General features: G+C 51.1%; 14 protein-coding genes. 13 read left to right on the forward strand and 1 reads right to left on the reverse strand.

Annotated elements, in window-relative coordinates; genetic code table 11:
- Positions 1 to 131 precede the first annotated feature (131 nt).
- From H8K27_RS02450 to H8K27_RS02510, 13 genes are all read left to right on the forward strand, one after another.
- Complete coding sequence (locus tag H8K27_RS02450) at positions 132 to 1,208, forward strand: pilus assembly protein PilM (protein ID WP_186861607.1); 1,077 nt, start codon at positions 132 to 134, stop codon at positions 1,206 to 1,208.
- Entirely contained in the window at positions 1,208 to 1,840 is a 633-nt protein-coding gene (locus tag H8K27_RS02455; protein WP_186861608.1) for a PilN domain-containing protein, read from the forward strand. The genes H8K27_RS02450 and H8K27_RS02455 overlap by 1 nt, the downstream gene beginning before the upstream one ends.
- 23 nt (positions 1,841 to 1,863) lie before the next feature.
- Positions 1,864 to 2,514, forward strand: coding sequence for a type IV pilus inner membrane component PilO (locus H8K27_RS02460; RefSeq protein WP_186861609.1), 651 nt, complete (start codon positions 1,864 to 1,866; stop codon positions 2,512 to 2,514).
- 23 nt (positions 2,515 to 2,537) lie between these two features.
- Positions 2,538 to 3,050 (forward strand): pilus assembly protein PilP, encoded by a 513-nt coding sequence (locus H8K27_RS02465; protein ID WP_329604328.1) that lies wholly within the window; start codon positions 2,538 to 2,540, stop codon positions 3,048 to 3,050.
- 32 nt (positions 3,051 to 3,082) lie between these two features.
- A complete protein-coding gene (pilQ, locus tag H8K27_RS02470; RefSeq protein WP_230418895.1) occupies positions 3,083 to 5,194 on the forward strand; it encodes a type IV pilus secretin PilQ in 2,112 nt (703 codons plus the stop codon).
- 56 nt (positions 5,195 to 5,250) lie between these two features.
- A complete protein-coding gene (locus tag H8K27_RS02475) occupies positions 5,251 to 6,639 on the forward strand; it encodes an autotransporter outer membrane beta-barrel domain-containing protein (RefSeq protein ID WP_186861611.1) in 1,389 nt (462 codons plus the stop codon).
- A gap of 24 nt (positions 6,640 to 6,663) precedes the next feature.
- The gene (gene aroKB / locus H8K27_RS02480) at positions 6,664 to 8,319 is read left to right on the forward strand and encodes a bifunctional shikimate kinase/3-dehydroquinate synthase AroKB (RefSeq protein ID WP_329604329.1); all 1,656 of its coding nucleotides are present in this window, start codon (positions 6,664 to 6,666) and stop codon (positions 8,317 to 8,319) included.
- Complete coding sequence (locus H8K27_RS02485; RefSeq protein WP_186861612.1) at positions 8,316 to 9,470, forward strand: deoxyguanosinetriphosphate triphosphohydrolase; 1,155 nt, start codon at positions 8,316 to 8,318, stop codon at positions 9,468 to 9,470. The genes aroKB and H8K27_RS02485 overlap by 4 nt, the downstream gene beginning before the upstream one ends.
- Before the next feature lie 48 nt (positions 9,471 to 9,518).
- The gene (locus H8K27_RS02490) at positions 9,519 to 10,223 is read left to right on the forward strand and encodes a DUF4197 domain-containing protein (protein WP_186861613.1); all 705 of its coding nucleotides are present in this window, start codon (positions 9,519 to 9,521) and stop codon (positions 10,221 to 10,223) included.
- A 313-nt stretch (positions 10,224 to 10,536) separates the two neighbouring features.
- Entirely contained in the window at positions 10,537 to 11,694 is a 1,158-nt protein-coding gene (locus H8K27_RS02495; protein ID WP_186861614.1) for an ABC transporter substrate-binding protein, read from the forward strand.
- A gap of 182 nt (positions 11,695 to 11,876) precedes the next feature.
- Positions 11,877 to 12,767, forward strand: coding sequence for a branched-chain amino acid ABC transporter permease (locus tag H8K27_RS02500; protein ID WP_186861615.1), 891 nt, complete (start codon positions 11,877 to 11,879; stop codon positions 12,765 to 12,767).
- A 9-nt stretch (positions 12,768 to 12,776) separates the two neighbouring features.
- Complete coding sequence (locus tag H8K27_RS02505) at positions 12,777 to 14,735, forward strand: branched-chain amino acid ABC transporter ATP-binding protein/permease (RefSeq protein ID WP_186861616.1); 1,959 nt, start codon at positions 12,777 to 12,779, stop codon at positions 14,733 to 14,735.
- 9 nt (positions 14,736 to 14,744) lie between these two features.
- On the forward strand, positions 14,745 to 15,473 hold the full coding sequence (locus H8K27_RS02510) for an ABC transporter ATP-binding protein (RefSeq protein ID WP_186861617.1): 729 nt from the start codon (positions 14,745 to 14,747) through the stop codon (positions 15,471 to 15,473).
- A 169-nt stretch (positions 15,474 to 15,642) separates the two neighbouring features.
- Here the strand turns inward: H8K27_RS02510 and H8K27_RS02515 are convergent, their stop codons facing one another.
- Positions 15,643 to 16,737, reverse strand: a complete 1,095-nt coding sequence (locus H8K27_RS02515; RefSeq protein WP_186861618.1) for an enoyl-CoA hydratase/isomerase family protein — start codon at positions 16,735 to 16,737, stop codon at positions 15,643 to 15,645.
- Between the last annotated feature and the right edge of the window lie 160 nt (positions 16,738 to 16,897).

Below are 16,897 nucleotides of genomic sequence, written 5' to 3' on the forward strand. Positions count from 1 at the left end.
ATGTAAGCTTGGATAAAAGTCTCGTAAATAGCGGTTTTTAAAGAGATTTTTCTGAAAATTCGATGCCAAATGCAACTGTTTGTTTCAATTTGTAAGAAGGACGCGTGATTGCGTTTTATGAGGGGATATTCTTGGCTTTAGATCTTGCATCACTATTCAGCAGAAAAAAACCACCTCTGATTGGCCTGGATATCAGTTCGTTTGATATCAAGCTCGTGGAGCTGTCAGAAGGGAGCGACAAGGCGTTCCGTCTGGAGCGCTATGCTTCCGAGCCTTTGCCCAAAGGTGCGGTGCTTGACGGGAATATCGAAAATATCGAACAGGTTTCCGATACGATCCGCAAACTGCTCAAAAAAAGCGGTACGAGCGCAAAGAATGCAGCGCTGGCCATGCCTGCCGCTGCGGTCATTACAAAGAAAATCTTTTTACCGGCGACGCTCAGCGATCAGGCGCTGGAGGTGCAGGTGGAATCGGAGGCCAGTCAGTACATTCCATTTGCCATGGATGAGGTCAGTCTGGATTTTTGTGTGATCGGATCGGCTGCGAATCAGGAAGACGTGGAAGTTATGCTGGCCGCATCCCGCAAGGAAAAAATCGAAGATCGCGTTGCAGTGGCGCAGGCAGCCGGGCTGCAGGCGAAAGTAATGGATGTCGAATCCTATGCGGCGCGGGCCGCCATGCAGCGTCTGATCGAAATGCAGCCTAACCAGGGGCAGGATCAGATCTGCGCTATTTTCCAGATTGGCGCGAAACGCACTTACATTTACATTATTTTGAACGGCGATGTGATTTACGAACGTGAGCAGCAATTCGGCGGCGGACAACTGACGCAGGATATCGTCAGAAACTACGGATTGTCCCAGGAAGAAGCGGAAGTGAAAAAGAAAACCGGTGACCTGCCGGATAGCTACGAAATGGAATTACTGGAACCCTTCCTCGAAAATGCCGCACTTGAGGTGACCCGGGCGATCCAATTTTTCTTCACCTCTACACCTTATACCCGTGTTGATCAGATTTTTCTGACAGGCGGCTGCGCTGTCGTTGCAGGTCTGGTGGACATCGTTGCAGAGCGCACCAAAATTTCTACTGCAGTGATCAGCCCGTTTAAAGGAATGGAGCTGGCTTCCGGCGTCAATGAGAAAACGCTCAGAAGTGATGCACCTGCTTACGCGGTGGCTTGTGGACTGGCACTGCGGAGATTCGACTGATGATTAAAATTAATCTCCTGCCTCATCGTGAGGAAAAACGCAAACAGCTGATCAAGGATTTTTATTCGCTGTTACTGTTGTCTGCCATTGTCGGCGCGCTCGTAGTCGTGGTGGTGGGCGGCATCAACGCACGTGAAATGGGAATTCAGACGGATCGGGTCGAATTCATCAAAAAGGAAAACCTCAAGCTTGATGAAAAGATCAAGGAAGTAGCCAATCTTAAACAGGAAATCGATGCGCTGAAGGCGCGGCAGCAGGCGGTAGAAGATTTACAGGGAGACCGTAATCAGCCGGTATTTTTGCTGGATGAGCTGGTCAAGCATACGCCTGAAGGTGTTTACCTGCGGGCATTAAAGCAAGAGGGACAGCGGGTGACGCTGAATGGTTATGCGCAGTCTCAAGAGCGGGTGGCCGAGCTTATCCGTAACCTGAGCGGCAGGTCGGAATGGATGTATAAGCCCGAACTGATTGATATTCACTCCACAGGTATTGGCCAGGGCAGGGATGCCAAGAAAGTGTCGGATTTCACGATCAATGTCGGCATCAAGCGGCCACGCGAAAAAGATGAGCCGGCATCTGCTGCTGCAACCAGCACAGTGCCGGTTAAAGGCGGTACCAATCCTGGTCGCTGATATCACACATTGGAAGGTCAGGAATGGCAACAGACATTAAGCAGGTATTTGAAGACATCAACGGACAATTCCGTGATCTGAATGGCCTCCACCCCGGACAGTGGCCAGTCGCCCCGCGTTTTGCGGCAGCTTTTGGCGTGATGGTGGTGGTACTGTTTCTGGGATGGTTTTTTTACTGGAATGGGCAGTCTGAAGAAATTGATCAGAAAAAACAGGAAGAGGTAAAACTCAAGCAGGCGTATCGGGAAAAAATGCAACAGGCCATCAATCTGGATGCGCTGAAGGAACAGCGGACGCTGGTACAGCAATATGTCGCCACCATGGAACGTCAGTTGCCCAGCAAGGCTGAGATGGATGCTTTACTTTCGGATATCAACCAGGCCGGTACGGGGCGTGGGTTGCAGTTCGACTCATTTAAGCCCGGTACTCCGGTGGTGAAAGATTACTATGCGGAACTGCCAATCGAGGTAAAGCTCACCGGTGGTTACCATGATCTGGGAGAGTTTGTCGCCGATATCGCTAAATTACCGCGTATCGTGACGCTGAATAACCTGGCGATTTCCGCTAACAAAGAAGGTGCTTTGACGCTGGAGGTGGTTGCGAAAACCTTCCGCTATCTGGATAAAGAGGAAGTCTTGGCGCAGGCAAATCTGAAAAAGGCAGCGAAGAAATGATGTTCAGGTTGATAAAAATCCCCGTGATTCTGCTACCGGCTCTGGTGTTGAGTGCTTGTGGCGACAACAGCTCGCAGGAGTTGACGGAGTGGATGAACTCCGTCAGGAAAGAAACGCGTACCGTGATTCCTAAATTGAATCCTCCTAAAGCGTATGAGCCGGTTCCTTATGTCGGGAAAGCGGATATTGACCCTTTTAATCCTGCCAAGCTGCTGGTTGTTCTGGCGAGAATGAAAGCAGAGTCCAGTAACGGTTTGCGGCCAGACATGGACAGACGCAAAGAGGCACTGGAATCCTTCCCGCTGGATACCCTCAAAATGGTGGGCACCATCGAGAAAAATGGTATCCGGATTGCCTTGGTGCAGGCGGATAAGACGGTTTTTCAGGCGAAGGCGGGCGGATACATTGGGCAGAATTTTGGTTTGATGACGAAAATTACCGAAGCGGAGATCGAGATTAAAGAGATCGTTCAGGATGCGTCCGGTGAATGGGTTGAACGTAATGTTAAGCTTGAGTTGCAGGAGAGTAAGAAATGAATGCGTTGATAAATATAAGTAAAAAGGGCGCCATGTTTGTGAAAACCTGCGTGATATTGATGCTGGGATGTTGTCAGCTGGCGATGGCGCAAACCAATAGTATTGAGTCCGTGATTGCGAATCAGCAGGGCGCCAATATTATTGTCAAGGTCAGCCTCAAAAAGCCGCTTACAAAACTGCCTACCGGGTTTACCATTGCCAGCCCTGCCCGCATTGCATTGGATTTTGCCGATGCCTCCAATGGAACAGGCAAAACCAATATTGATGTCAATATTGGTGATGTGCGTTCGGTGACTCTGGTGGAAGCATCCGGCAGATCAAGGATGGTTTTTAATCTGAACAAACCTTTGAATTATGCGGCAACGATCGAGGGTAATGCGCTGATCGTTACCATTGATGGCTCTGGTGGTGTTGCCACCGCAGTCAGTTCTCAGGGGTTGCCGGTCAATACTGAGGCAGCACCGGCTGCTAAGCCGATGATCCGTGATATTGATTTTCGCCGTGGCGTATCGGGTGATGGGCGTATCGTTGTCGATCTGCCGCTGAATCAGGTTGCTGTGGACGTACGCCAGCAAGGACAAAAAGTATTAGTCACCTTCCAGAAGGTGGGATTGCCGGAAGTCTTGCGCAAACGGCTGGACGTGGCTGATTTCGGTTCCCCTGTCCAGACGATCACCACGACTCCCATGGGTGAAAATGTGCAAATGGTGATTGAGCCGAAAGGCTTGTGGGAACAAAGCTCTTACCAGAGCGATACACAGTTCGTTCTGGAAGTAAAACCGATTAAAGAAGATCCCAACAAATTAACTCAGGGGACACAAGGGTACCGTGGTGAGCGCCTGTCGTTTAATTTCCAGAATATCGAAGTCAGAGCGATTTTGCAGATTATTGCGGAAGTCAGTGGCTTAAACGTGATTGCCAGCGATACGGTCACGGGGACCATCACCCTGAGATTGAAAGACGTGCCCTGGGATCAGGCGCTGGATAATATTATGCAGATCAAAGGTCTTGATATGCGTAAAAACGGTAACGTGATCTGGGTTGCGCCAAAAGATGAATTGCTGACCAAAGAAAAACTGGAGCTGGAACAAAAAGCGCAGATCGCGGAACTGGAGCCATTGAAGACCGAAGCGTTCCAGCTGAATTATCAAAAAGCAGAAGCGTTTAAACAAGTGTTTGGCGTAGATGGTGCTTCCACCAACCGGATTTTGTCAAAACGCGGTAGCGCCGTGATTGAACCAAGAACCAACCAGTTGTTCGTGACCGATATTCCATCCAAGCTGGAAGAGGTGCGTAAGCTGATCCAGAAAACAGATATTGCCTCCAAACAGGTATTGATCGAGGCACGTATTGTTGAGGCTGATGATAAATTCAGTAAAAATCTGGGTGCTAAACTGGGCTTTACGGATTTGCGCGGGTTGCGTGGCGGTGATGTTGGTTACCAGCTATCCGGTAACCAGCGGGCTGCCATTACCGGTAATTATCTCGGAATCGGTGAGCAGACCGGTCAGTTTAAGGTTACCGAACAATTCCTCATTCCGAATTCTCAGTTTGTTAGCCTACCTGCCGCCGGGATTAATGGTTTAAACCCTGGTAGTCTGGCAGTCAGCCTGTTCTCTTCCGCAGCCAATCGTTTCCTGAACCTGGAACTGTCGGCACTGGAAGCGGACGGCAAAGGGAAAATTATTTCCAGTCCGCGGGTAGTCACGGCAGATCAGCTGAAAGCGCTGATTGAACAAGGTACCGAATTACCTTATCTGGTCGCGACTTCCAGTGGTGCGACATCGATTTTCTTCCGTAAGGCAACCTTGCGTCTTGAAGTCACTCCGCAAATCACACCGGATGGCAATGTGATTCTGGATGTGGAAGTGCATAAAGACAGCGTTGGTCAGGAAACTCGCATGGGATACGCGATTGACACTAAAGAAGTGAAAACAATGGTGCTGGTGGAAAATGGCGGTACTGTTGTGTTGGGTGGAATTTTTCAGCAAACGGAACGTGATAATGTGACTAAAATTCCATTTTTCGGTGATTTGCCCTTGTTTGGAAATTTGTTTAAGAGCACTGGTAAAACCAATGACAAGACAGAGTTGCTGATTTTTATCACACCAAAAATTGTGACAGATAAATTCAATTTGAAGTAATCTGCTACCCGATTCGTTTCAAGATAACATTCATATAGTAAAGAGATAGGTGGTCTATGAAGAAGTTTGTCCAAATGGTGTTTGCGCTGATTTGTTTCGCGGCACTTTCCGCCTGTGGCGGTGGTGGTGGTTCAGCAGGTGCGGGATCGGGAACCGCGCCGCCGTTGTTTACGACGGCGAGCGATAAAATTTTGGTTCCTCCGGGTACTACGCAGACATATACCATTGGTGGCGGTATTCCTTCATATACGGCAACCAGCAGCTCTCCTGCGGTGATTGTTAGTGTCAGCGGAAATATATTGACGATTACCGGAGGCGCGGGGGGAGGTGCAGGTACAGTCATGGTCAAAGATAGTGCTGGCAACAGAGCCTTGATTGATGTCACCGTGGGTACCGGACTGACCTTATTCACCACAGCGCCGGCGGCAGTGAACCTGGCAGTTGGAGCAACTACTCCTGCACCGTATTATTTAGTTGGTGGCGGCAGCGGTGTTTATTCCATCAGCAGCAGTGATTATTCGGTGGCTTTTGTCGGCATGTCGGGTAACAACTTTATCATCGGCGGTGCTGGTCAGGGTAAGGCAACGGTCGTGGTTAAAGACACATTGGGGGCGATAGTCAGTATTGATGTTACTGTTGTCGCAAGCTCAGTCAGCCTCAACACGACTGCGCCATCCGCATTGACAATGCCATCTCTCCGTACGCTGACTTATACCATTACTGGTGGTACTGCACCTTATTCTGTCGCCAGCGGCAATGTGAGCTCGGTAGATGCAAAACTGAGGGCAAATGGGACAGATTTCGATATCACGGGTATTTCTGCCGGCACCGCCACAGTGTATGTGAAGGATGCAAAAGGCAATTCGACCACGATTGCTGTCACCGTGACAGCATCGACTTCCGGCGCTTTGGCGGTGTTGCCGGCTGGCGCGACAGGCAGCGTCGGCGATACACTCAAATTTAACGTCGTCGGTGGTACTGGGCCTTACCGAGTCACGAATACCAATAACAGCATTGCGGTGGTAACGGCGGCTGCGGATGGTTCCTCTTTCTCCGCATTTTTAAATAATGTGGGATCGACGGTTGTCACAGTGATTGATGCGCAGGGAGCCAATACGAACATCACCGTTACAGTCTCGGCCAATCCACCCACTGTGAAGCTGTCTCCGAATACATTCGAAATCAGTGAGCAGTCGAATAATGCCTTTACATTGAATATTTATGGCGGCACGCCACCTTACGCCGGTTTCACAAGTGATCCGAAAATGGGTGCAGTGACCGTTTCCGGTAATGTGTTGACGGTTGGCGCGGTCAGTGCCGGTGCCCGCTGCTTCACGCCAGCAACGCCACTGACAGTGTATGCGGTGACTTTAACAGTGGTGGATAGCCTGGGTGCTGCAGCGACCAGTACAATGAACGTCAGGGACACACTGAGCTGCCCGTAATTGCGTATTTCTTGAAGTGAAATTGTGTCAAATAATATCTTTTTGGTAGGACTGATGGGGTCCGGCAAGACTACGGTCGGCCGGGCCCTGGCAAGAAAACTCAACAAACGTTTTATCGATTCAGATCATGAAATAGAAGCACGGACCGGTGTGTCGATTCCGGTCATCTTCGAGATTGAAGGTGAGGCGAGTTTCCGGCAGCGCGAGGCTGATGTGATCCGTGAGTTGACAGCGCAGGATGGTATTGTGCTGGCGACCGGGGGCGGAGCCGTGCTGAATGCAGAAAGCCGCCGCTATCTGCAAGAACGTGGCACCGTGATTTACCTGCGTGCCGGCATACAAAGCATCCTGCAACGGACCAGAAACGATAAAAACCGTCCGTTACTCCGCACGGCAGATCCCAGAAAAAAACTCGAGGAACTGGAGTCGCAACGACATCCTCTTTATCAGGAAATTGCCCATCTGGTGATTGAGACCGGACGTCCGAATGTTCAGCATCTGATCCAGAACATTCTCGATAAATTACCGGGAAATGCGTCTCACGGAACTCCCGCAAAACACAAGCAGCTTATGAGCAGTGAAAATCAAACATACCAGGTATTACATGTCGATCTGGGAGAGCGCAGTTATCCGATCTCGATCGGGGAAGCGCTATTGGATAATGCCGAGCTGCTGACACAGCAGATCAAGGGAAAACGGATTGTGGTGGTGACGAATACTGTTGTTGCGCCACTTTATCTGGCTGCGCTGACTGCCCGTCTGAAAGATGCTGGCAAAGTGTGCAGCGCTGTCATTTTACCTGACGGTGAGGAACATAAAACCTGGAACAGTCTGATGATGATTTTCGATCATTTGCTGGAACATAAATGCGATCGCAAAACGACCCTGCTGGCGCTGGGCGGAGGTGTGATCGGTGATATGACCGGTTTTGCCGCAGCAACTTATATGCGCGGTGTGCCTTTTGTGCAGATCCCGACGACATTGCTGTCGCAGGTTGACTCATCGGTGGGGGGAAAGACGGGGATTAATCATCCTCTGGGTAAAAATATGATTGGTGCGTTTTATCAGCCGCAGGCGGTTATCGCTGATATTTCAAACCTGAAGACATTGCCCGATAAAGAATTATCCGCAGGGCTTGCAGAAGTGATCAAGCATGGCGCGATTATCGATACGGTATTCTTTGAGTGGCTGGAGCAGTCGATGCCAAAACTGCGCGCCAAAGACCCGCAGGCGCTGAGCTATGCGGTGATCCGCTCCTGTGAAATCAAGGCCGATGTTGTGCGTCAGGATGAACGTGAAGGCGGGTTGCGGGCGATTCTGAATTTTGGCCATACGTTTGGTCATGCGATTGAATCTGGACTTGGCTATGGCGCATGGCTGCATGGTGAGGCCGTGGGCTGTGGTATGGTGATGGCTGCAGAATTATCCTGTCGTCTCGGCTATATTGATTACGTCGCCAAAACCAGAATCCGGAAACTGGTCGAGGCAGCGGGTTTGCCCGTGGTGGCACCTGATCTCGGCGAGCAGCGCTGGCTGGAGCTGATGGAAGTCGATAAGAAAAATGAAGGCGGGCAGATCAGGTTTATACTGTTGAAACCGCTTGGTACGGCATTCATCACCGAGGCCCCTAAAGATGTTTTACTGGAAACGATACGCTACTGTATTTCACCCACTCCATGAATCTGACTGACCAGCATTTGGCACCCTATGCCGCCCGATCAGCGATTTCGCGAGGGCGGCTTTTTATTGAGCCTGCATCTGAATCGCGCAGCGAATTTCAGCGTGACCGCGACCGTATTATTCATTGTTCGGCATTTCGCCGGCTCGAATACAAAACACAGGTTTTTTTAAATCATGAGGGCGATTTGTTCCGGACGCGTCTGACGCACAGTCTGGAAGTCGCACAAATAGGGCGTTCGATTGCCCGTAATTTGCGCCTCAATGAAGATCTGGTCGAAGCGATTGCACTGGCGCATGACCTTGGACATACCCCATTCGGACATGCCGGTCAGGATGCGCTGAATGCCTGTATGCAGCTTTATGGCGGGTTCGAGCATAATCTGCAGAGTCTGCGGGTTGTTGATCAGCTCGAAGAGCGTTATGCCGCCTTTGATGGCCTGAATCTCTGTTTTGAAACCAGGGAAGGTATTCTCAAGCATTGTTCGCAGGAGAACGCGCGGCAATTGGGAGATCTGGGCCAGCGCTTTATCCATAAGACTCAGCCGACGCTGGAGGCGCAGCTGACGAACCTGGCCGACGAAATCGCCTATAACAATCACGATATCGATGATGGGCTGCGCTCAGGGCTGATTACTGAGCAGCAAATCATGGAAGTGGATTTTTTTGCGCGTCATCGTGCCGAAGTGCGCAGCCTGTATCCGGATCTGAACGGCAGGCGTGCCATCTCCGAAACGATACGCCGCATGATCAACACGCTGATTGTCGATTTGATGCGAACCTCACTGGCCAGAATTCAGGACAGTGCGGTGCAGTCACCGGATGCGGTGCGGCAGGCGGGCAAGCTGATTGCCTTTTCAGAGACGCAGTATGAAGAGGCGCGCATTCTGAAGCATTTTCTGCATCACCAGTTGTACCGTCATTATCAGGTCAATCGTATGATGTCCAAGGCAAAGCGCATCATTCATGAATTATTTGACGCCATGATGGCAGAGCCAAAACTGATTCCACCCGATTATCAGGTCAGGGCAGAGATGCCGGAAACGCAGCGCCAGCAGAAACAGGCCAGAAAAATCGCAGATTATATTGCCGGCATGACAGACCGCTATGCGATTCGTGAACACAAACGCTTGTTTTCTGTCGAGGACATGTAAAACTGTTTTTCTGATCGCGGCAGATTATTTTTTTTCAGGAGTGAATGTATGGCGACCTATTTCTCATCCATCAAAAAATGGACTTTGCCTCTGCTGCCGGTTTTAGCTGCGAGCGCTTCGGCTTACGCATTCTCACTTGCCGACCTGAGCAATCAGGATGCCAGTGCTGGTCTGAAAGCCGCTCTGGACAAGGGTTCTGTCGCCGCAGTCGCTAAACTTGGCGTGGAAAACGGTTTTCTGAATAACGATAAAGTTAAGATTCAGCTTCCATCTATATTAGAACAGGCCAGACCAATTTTGAAAATGACGGGAAAAGGCCAGCAACTGGACGAATTGGTTGTTTCTATGAACCGTGCAGCAGAGTCGGCGGTGCCACTGGCAAAACCCTTGCTCGTCAATGCCGTGAAATCCATGACATTAACCGATGCTAAAAATATCCTGACGGGCGGTGAAACGTCCGTAACGGATTTCTTTCGTCAAAAAACATCCGCGCCGCTGACAGTCAAGTTTCTGCCTTTGGTCAAAGGCGTGACGGATAAAGCGGGCTTATCCGCAAAATACAACAGTGTGATGGGGCAGGCGCAGAAATTTGGCGTAGTGCCGGAACAGGAAGCGACAGTCGAAGCCTATGTCACACAAAAAGCGCTGGACGGCCTGTTCCTGATGATCGCCGAAGAGGAAAAATCGATCCGCCAGGATCCGCTTGGTTCCGGCAGCAAAGCCATCAGCAAGGTATTCAGCCTGTTGAAGTAAGTCGTGCACAGTATTGTCCGTGGCATGCATACCTTTGATGCGATGAATGCCACAGGCAATACGTGAAAAATTTTTTCCGATACGATGAAATACATTAATTTCTGACTATTGCGACATCAGCATTCCGTCTCTGCACGGATGATCTCTCTGATACAGACGTATTTTTGGTCTGTTCTCCCCGATATTTAAACAAGTCTGCGTAGTTCCACTTAAGTAGCATTTGTTGCAATGCAAAAAGATTTTTCTGGTACTTTATGTGTGTAGTACGTCGAAAATCAAACAATCAAATTCATACCAATATCTGGAGACCGACATGACTTACAAGATGAAAGCCCTCATTGCCTCTGCACTGGTCAGCTGGTCTGTTGCAGGGATTGCAGCAGAACCAATCAAGATTGGCGTTTCAGGACCGTTGACTGGCGGCTCCGCCCCGATGGGTGTCTCGATGCGTGATGGCGTTAAAATCGCGATCAGCGAAATCAATGCAAAGGGTGGTGTGCTGGGGCGTCAGTTCCAGCTGGTCGAGCGTGACGATGAGGCAAAAAATGAGCGTGGCGTGCAGGTTGCCCAGGAGCTGATCAACAAGGAAAAAGTGGTTGCTACAGTTGGTTATGCGAACACGGGCGTGGCGCTGGCCTCCCAGCGTTTCTATGAAGAAGCCAAAATTCCTGTCATGAATAACATTGCTACCGGCAGCGCCATCACAAAGCAATTCGTGGCACCGGAGCACAAAGACAATTACATCTTCCGTATTGCTGCCAGCGATACGATTCAGTCTGCAATGATTGTTGATGAGGCGATCACCAAGCGTAAGTTTACCAAAGTGGCGATTCTGGCTGACTCGACCAACTATGGTCAGCTGGGGCGCGAAGATCTGGAGAAAGCACTGGCAGCAAAAGGTATCAAGCCAGTTGCGGTAGAAAAATTCAACATCAAAGACGTGGACATGACGGCGCAGTTGCTGAAAGCAAAACAAGGCGGTGCGCAGGCAGTTCTGACATACGGCATCGGCCCTGAGCTGGCACAGATTGCCAATGGCATGGAAAAGCTGGGCTGGAAAGTCCCGATGATCGGCAGCTGGACATTGTCGATGGGGAACTTCCTGGACAATGCTGGTAAAAACGGCGATGGCGCGACAATGCCGCAAACTTTCATTCAGGACCCAAATACCCCTAAACGCAAGGCCTTCATCGAGGCTTATCAGAAGTCGTATAAGGTTGACCGGATTCCATCTCCGGTATCTGCTGCCCAGGGCTATGATTCGATCTATTTGCTGGCTGCTGCCATCAAGCAGGCTGGCACCACAGATGGCGTCAAAGTGCGTGAAGCGCTTGAAAATCTGAATGAAAAAGTCGACGGCGTGGTCACGACTTATAACAAGCCATTCACTCATGACGATCACGAAGCGATCAAGCCGGGGATTCCTGTCATGGGCGAAGCCAAAGGCGGCCATATTGTTTTGTCGAAATAAACGTCACTGCATAACGGCATAGTGACCGTCCGGACCAGAGCGTTTTTCTGACGCAGACTGACGTCTCTGGTTCATTTTCTATACTACATCTCAGGCATCAGCACATCACATGTTGTATTGCGACAGGCAACAGCGTGTATTTCCGTGCGCCCTGACGAATGTATGCCATCGGGTAAATGAAAATGGAAATCTTATTGCAATTAGTCTTCAGCGGTATCGCGCTAGGGATGATCTATGCGGTCATCGCATTCGGCTACCAGCTGACCTTTGCGACTTCCGGCACACTGAATTTCGGTCAGGGCGAAGCGTTGATGCTGGGGGCTCTGGTCGGCCTCAGTCTGGTGGGAAATGTCCACGGCGGACCTTACATGAACTACTGGCTCATGATTCCGCTGGTGATTATATTCGGTGGATTACAAGGGGTGTTCGTCGAGTGGATCGGCGTGCGTCCGGCCATCAAGATTAAGTCTGAATTCGGCTGGATCATGTCCACCATCGCATTGGCGATTATCTTCAAGAATGTCGCTGAAAATATCTGGGGCAAGGATGATCTGACCTTCCCTTCACCGCTGTCTGCTGCGCCGTTTCAGATTTTTGGCGCGAATGTGCAGGCGATGCAGGTTGTCGTGGTTGTCGGTGCGCTGGCAATCATGCTGGCGGTGGAGTTGTTCAACCGCAAATCCATTTACGGTAAAGCCGTGGTCGCCACTTCAAATGACCGCGATGCTGCAGGGCTGATGGGAATCAATACCAGCATGGTCATTACATTCTCCTATGCGCTTTCGTCCGCGACAGCGGCATTCGCAGGTGTCCTGGTGGCACCGTTGACTTTGACCGGCGCCACAATGGGCTCCGCTCTGGGACTGAAGGCTTTCGCGGTGGCGATTATCGGCGGCCTGACATCCGGCGTCGGTGCGGTTGTCGGCGGCCTGATTCTGGGCATTGCTGAAACGGTCACCGGTTTTTATATTTCCACCGGCTACAAAGAAGTTCCTGGTCTGGTCTTGCTGTTGCTGGTGCTGGCGGTGAAACCTGCGGGGTTGTTCGGCAAAGCAGCCATCAAAAAAGTATAAGGAACGAACATGAGCAAGATGACCTATCTTTTTTCCGCGCTGGGAATCGCGGCACTGGCTTTACTGCCGGTGTTTATGCAAAACCCCTATTATCTGCATCTGGCAGAGACGATTCTGATTTACGCCATTCTGTTATTCGGTCTGGACATCGTAGTGGGGTACACCGGACAGGTTTCCCTCGGACATGCCGGACTGTTTGGAATCGGCTCTTACACGACGGGCGTTTTGTACTTCAAGCTCGGCATGCCGATTCTGCTGGCGCTGCCAGCGAGTATCTGCGTCACGGCGATCTTTGGCGCCTTGCTGGCGTTGCCGGCATTGCGTGTTACCGGACCTTATCTGGCGATGGTGACACTGGCTTTCGGTACGATTATCCAGATCCTGATTAATGAGATGACCTTCCTCACCGAAGGACCAATGGGCATCAAGGTATCCAAGCCGGTTTTATTTGGCCAGAAACTGGGTGAAGTCGGGAATTTTTACCTGGTGGCCGCTCTGATGGTGCTGGCGATGATTGTGGTGCACCGGATCTTACGTTCTCATCTCGGCCGTGCTTTTCAGGCCTTGCGCGACAGCCCGATTGCTTCTGACTGTATGGGGGTCTCGGTCTACCGCTACAAAGTTTATGCATTCGTGATCAGCGCTGCCCTGGCAGGGCTGGCGGGCAGTCTGTATGCTTATTCGGAAGAATATATTTCTCCGAACACGTATAACTTTGAACTCACGATCCTGTTCCTGCTGGCAGTCATTATGGGCGGACGTAAAAGCCGCATCGGCTCACTGCTGGGTGCATTCATTGTCGTGATGCTGCCATCCCTGCTGGCGGACATCGAATTGTTCCGCAAGATCGCTACGGTCGCAGCAGTTGTCGGTATTGCGGGTGGTGCTTATACGCTGGCAAAAGGACGCAAGACAGTCCGCGAACTGGCAGTGCCTGTGATTGCGACGGCAGGCATGGCCTTGTTTTCCTATAAGCTGGAGAGCATCACCGACTGGCGTCTGACGATATTTGGTCTGATGACTTTGTTTGTGGTGTATTACCTGCAGGATGGCATCGTCGGTTTTATCAATTCATTGCTGGGCAAAGGGCCACGTCATTTGATGGCGCAACCAGTGGCATTTACTGCAAATGACGACACTGCCATTGCCAAGGCAAACGGCGAACGTGTCGGCATTCTGCTCAGTGCACGTCAGTTGCTGATGCAGTTTGGCGGTCTGAAGGCATTGAATCAGGTAGACCTGCAAATCGCCAAGGGCACCGTGCATGGCCTGATCGGGCCGAATGGTTCCGGTAAGAGCACGATGATGAATGTGCTGACCGGCATTTATAAACCAACGGATGGCGTGGTTGAATTCAGCGGGCGCGTGATTTCCGGCACAACGCCATCAGCGATTGCACTGGGCGGTGTGGCGCGTACTTTCCAGAATGTCCAACTGTTCGGTGAAATGACGGCGACGGAAAACGTTTTGGTTGGCTTGCACAACACCTTCCGCAGCAATGTGCTCGATGTCATGCTGCATACACCGCGCTATCTGCGGGAAGAGCGTGAGGCCAGGATGCGTGCCGCCAGTATCCTCAACTTTGTCGGCTTGTCCGATCTGGCAAATGAAGAAGCCCGTAATCTTCCGTACGGCAAACAGCGTTTGCTTGAAATCGGCCGTGCACTGGGCTTGAATCCGCAATTGCTGCTGCTGGATGAGCCTGCTGCAGGTTTGACGGCACCGGATATTAAAGAGCTGATCGCCATTATCCGCAAGATCCGTGAACACGATATTACGATTATTCTGATTGAGCATCATATGGACGTCGTGATGTCGATTTGCGATACGGTGACTGTGCTGGACTTCGGACAAAAAATTGCCGAAGGTAAGCCCGCCGACGTGCAGGCGGATTCCAAAGTGATCGAAGCTTATCTTGGTGGCAGTGTCAGCGATGATATTGGCGCACCCCACGCTGTGACAGCCTGAGGAGGCAAGATGTTAACTATTTCAAATTTGCATGCCGCATACGGCAAGGTTCAGGTGCTGCACGGAATTTCAATGGAAGTTCCGAAAGGTAAAGTGGTGACGCTGATTGGATCCAATGGTGCCGGCAAGACGACTACCATGCGTGCGATTTCCGGAATGCTGAAGCCGAAAGAGGGGAAGGTGACGCTTGATGGCAAGGATGTCACAGGCCTCGATTCTCATAAAATTGCCCGTGCCGGTCTGGCGCATTCCCCTGAGGGGCGGCGTGTTTTCGCCACCATGTCCGTGACGGATAATTTGCTGTTGGGAGCCTTTCCGCGTTTTACCCGGTCGCGTCCGCGTGGCGATATCGACAGCGATCTGCAAAAGGCCATGGAGTTGTTTCCGCGCCTGAAAGAGCGTCGCCATCAGCTGGCCGGCACTTTGTCCGGCGGTGAGCAGCAGATGCTGGCGATGGCGCGTGCGGTGATGTTGAATCCCGAGGTGATTTTGCTGGATGAGCCATCTATGGGACTGGCGCCTATTCTGGTCGATGAGGTTTTCCGTATTATTCAGCGACTCAAGCAGGAAGGCAGGACCATGCTGTTAGTGGAGCAGTTTGCTGCAGCAGCGCTGGCGGTGGCCGACTATGGATATGTGCTGGAAAATGGCCGCATCTCTGTACATGGTCCGGCAGATAAACTGCAAAATGATCCGGCAGTGAAGGCGGCTTACTTGGGTGGAGGGGCGCATCACTGATGCGCTCTATGGATAGCAGGTGATATGGAAAACCAATCTGAAGGATTGGTTGCTGTCGAAAATTTGTTGGGGGATTCCGCTCATCAGACGTTCCCTGACATACTATCCAGCATAAAAGAAAAAAGCATACGTATCCCGCGTATGCTTTTTTTTTTGATTGTTGGTAGCGTCAGTCTTGCAGATGGCGCAGCGGATGTGCATAGTCTGGCCAGACTGGTGCAAAAAAGCTTTGCACCAGATTTTCGCTGACCTCATTCAATGTTGATGGTGACCATTGCGGTGCGTTGTCTTTATCCACCACCAGTGCCCGTACACCTTCGAGCACCTCACCATGCCGGAAGCAGTGACGCACCATATTTCTTTCCATGCGCAGGCATGCCGATACGTTCATGCTCTTGCTGCGGCGCAGTTGTTCCAGGGTGACCGACATCAGTAACGGGGAGCGTTTTTGCATCGTTACCAGAGTGTGTTGTGCGAAGTCACTGCTGTCCTGCTGCAGTTTGTCGCAGATGGCGCTGACGCTGTTACCGGTGAACAGGTGGTTGATGGCATTGTGCAGGCTTGCCAGCCTGCTGGCTTCCGGCTTGGCCTGATCTGCAAAGCCGGCTGCAAAATCACGTATTGCCGTACGCAGGTCTGGTGCTGTGTTTTTACCTAACAAGGTCATGAGTGCCGGTATTTCCGCAGTCGGGATATACACGTCTGCCAATCCCGCATATAAGGCATCGGCAGCACCGATGATTTCACCGGTCAGCCCCAGGTAGGTTCCCAATTCACCCGGAGTACGAGAGAGGAAGTGACCGCCCCCCACATCCGGAAACAGGCCGATATTCACTTCCGGCATCGCCATTTTGGTTCGTTCCGTGACGATGCGCAAACGGCATGTTTCTCCAGCCTGAGCGATGCCCATACCCCCCCCCATGACTACGCCATTCATCAGGGCGATGTAGGGTTTCGGATAAAAATGAATTAAATGGTTCAGCGCATATTCTTCTGTGAAAAAGTCTTCCAGTAATGCGCTGTCTCCGGTCGGCGTCGCTGTGCCTACATCGTAGAAGAAGCGGATATCGCCACCGGCACAGAAGGCCTTTTCACTGCTACTGTGAATAAACACGGCCTTCACCTCAGCATCGTCGCGCCACCGGAGCAAGATGGCGGTTATCGCGCGCACCATATCCAGTGACAGGGAGTTCAATGCCTTAGGGCGGTCCAGCAGAATATAGCCGATGGAATTGCTGACTGAGGTGATAACGTAATCGCTCATGGAAATACCAGTTTATTAATCGGAAGAAGCTGATATTTTATGACGGCATGACGGTAACGTCACTGAGTTTACTGGTGAACAGAATTCATGAGAGACAATAGCAGAGCCGGATGCACAAAACCAGTATGGCAAGATGGTGTGTGGAAATCAGTGTGCAGAA

Origin of the sequence: Cognatundibacterium griseum (assembly GCF_014284195.1) — a bacterium.
Lineage (GTDB): Bacteria > Pseudomonadota > Gammaproteobacteria > Burkholderiales > Burkholderiaceae_D > Undibacterium > Undibacterium griseum.

Excerpts from the sequence above, each read along its gene's own strand:
- H8K27_RS02455 (WP_186861608.1), top strand. The coding sequence starts at position 1,208 with ATGATTAAAATTAATCTCCTGCCTCATCGTGAGGAAAAACGCAAACAG.
- H8K27_RS02460 (WP_186861609.1), top strand. The coding sequence starts at position 1,864 with ATGGCAACAGACATTAAGCAGGTATTTGAAGACATCAACGGACAATTC.
- pilQ (WP_230418895.1), top strand. The coding sequence starts at position 3,083 with ATGTTTGTGAAAACCTGCGTGATATTGATGCTGGGATGTTGTCAGCTG.
- H8K27_RS02475 (WP_186861611.1), top strand. The coding sequence starts at position 5,251 with ATGAAGAAGTTTGTCCAAATGGTGTTTGCGCTGATTTGTTTCGCGGCA.
- H8K27_RS02485 (WP_186861612.1), top strand. The coding sequence starts at position 8,316 with ATGAATCTGACTGACCAGCATTTGGCACCCTATGCCGCCCGATCAGCG.
- H8K27_RS02490 (WP_186861613.1), top strand. The coding sequence starts at position 9,519 with ATGGCGACCTATTTCTCATCCATCAAAAAATGGACTTTGCCTCTGCTG.
- H8K27_RS02495 (WP_186861614.1), top strand. The coding sequence starts at position 10,537 with ATGACTTACAAGATGAAAGCCCTCATTGCCTCTGCACTGGTCAGCTGG.
- H8K27_RS02500 (WP_186861615.1), top strand. The coding sequence starts at position 11,877 with ATGGAAATCTTATTGCAATTAGTCTTCAGCGGTATCGCGCTAGGGATG.
- H8K27_RS02505 (WP_186861616.1), top strand. The coding sequence starts at position 12,777 with ATGAGCAAGATGACCTATCTTTTTTCCGCGCTGGGAATCGCGGCACTG.
- H8K27_RS02510 (WP_186861617.1), top strand. The coding sequence starts at position 14,745 with ATGTTAACTATTTCAAATTTGCATGCCGCATACGGCAAGGTTCAGGTG.
- H8K27_RS02515 (WP_186861618.1), bottom strand. The coding sequence starts at position 16,737 with ATGAGCGATTACGTTATCACCTCAGTCAGCAATTCCATCGGCTATATT.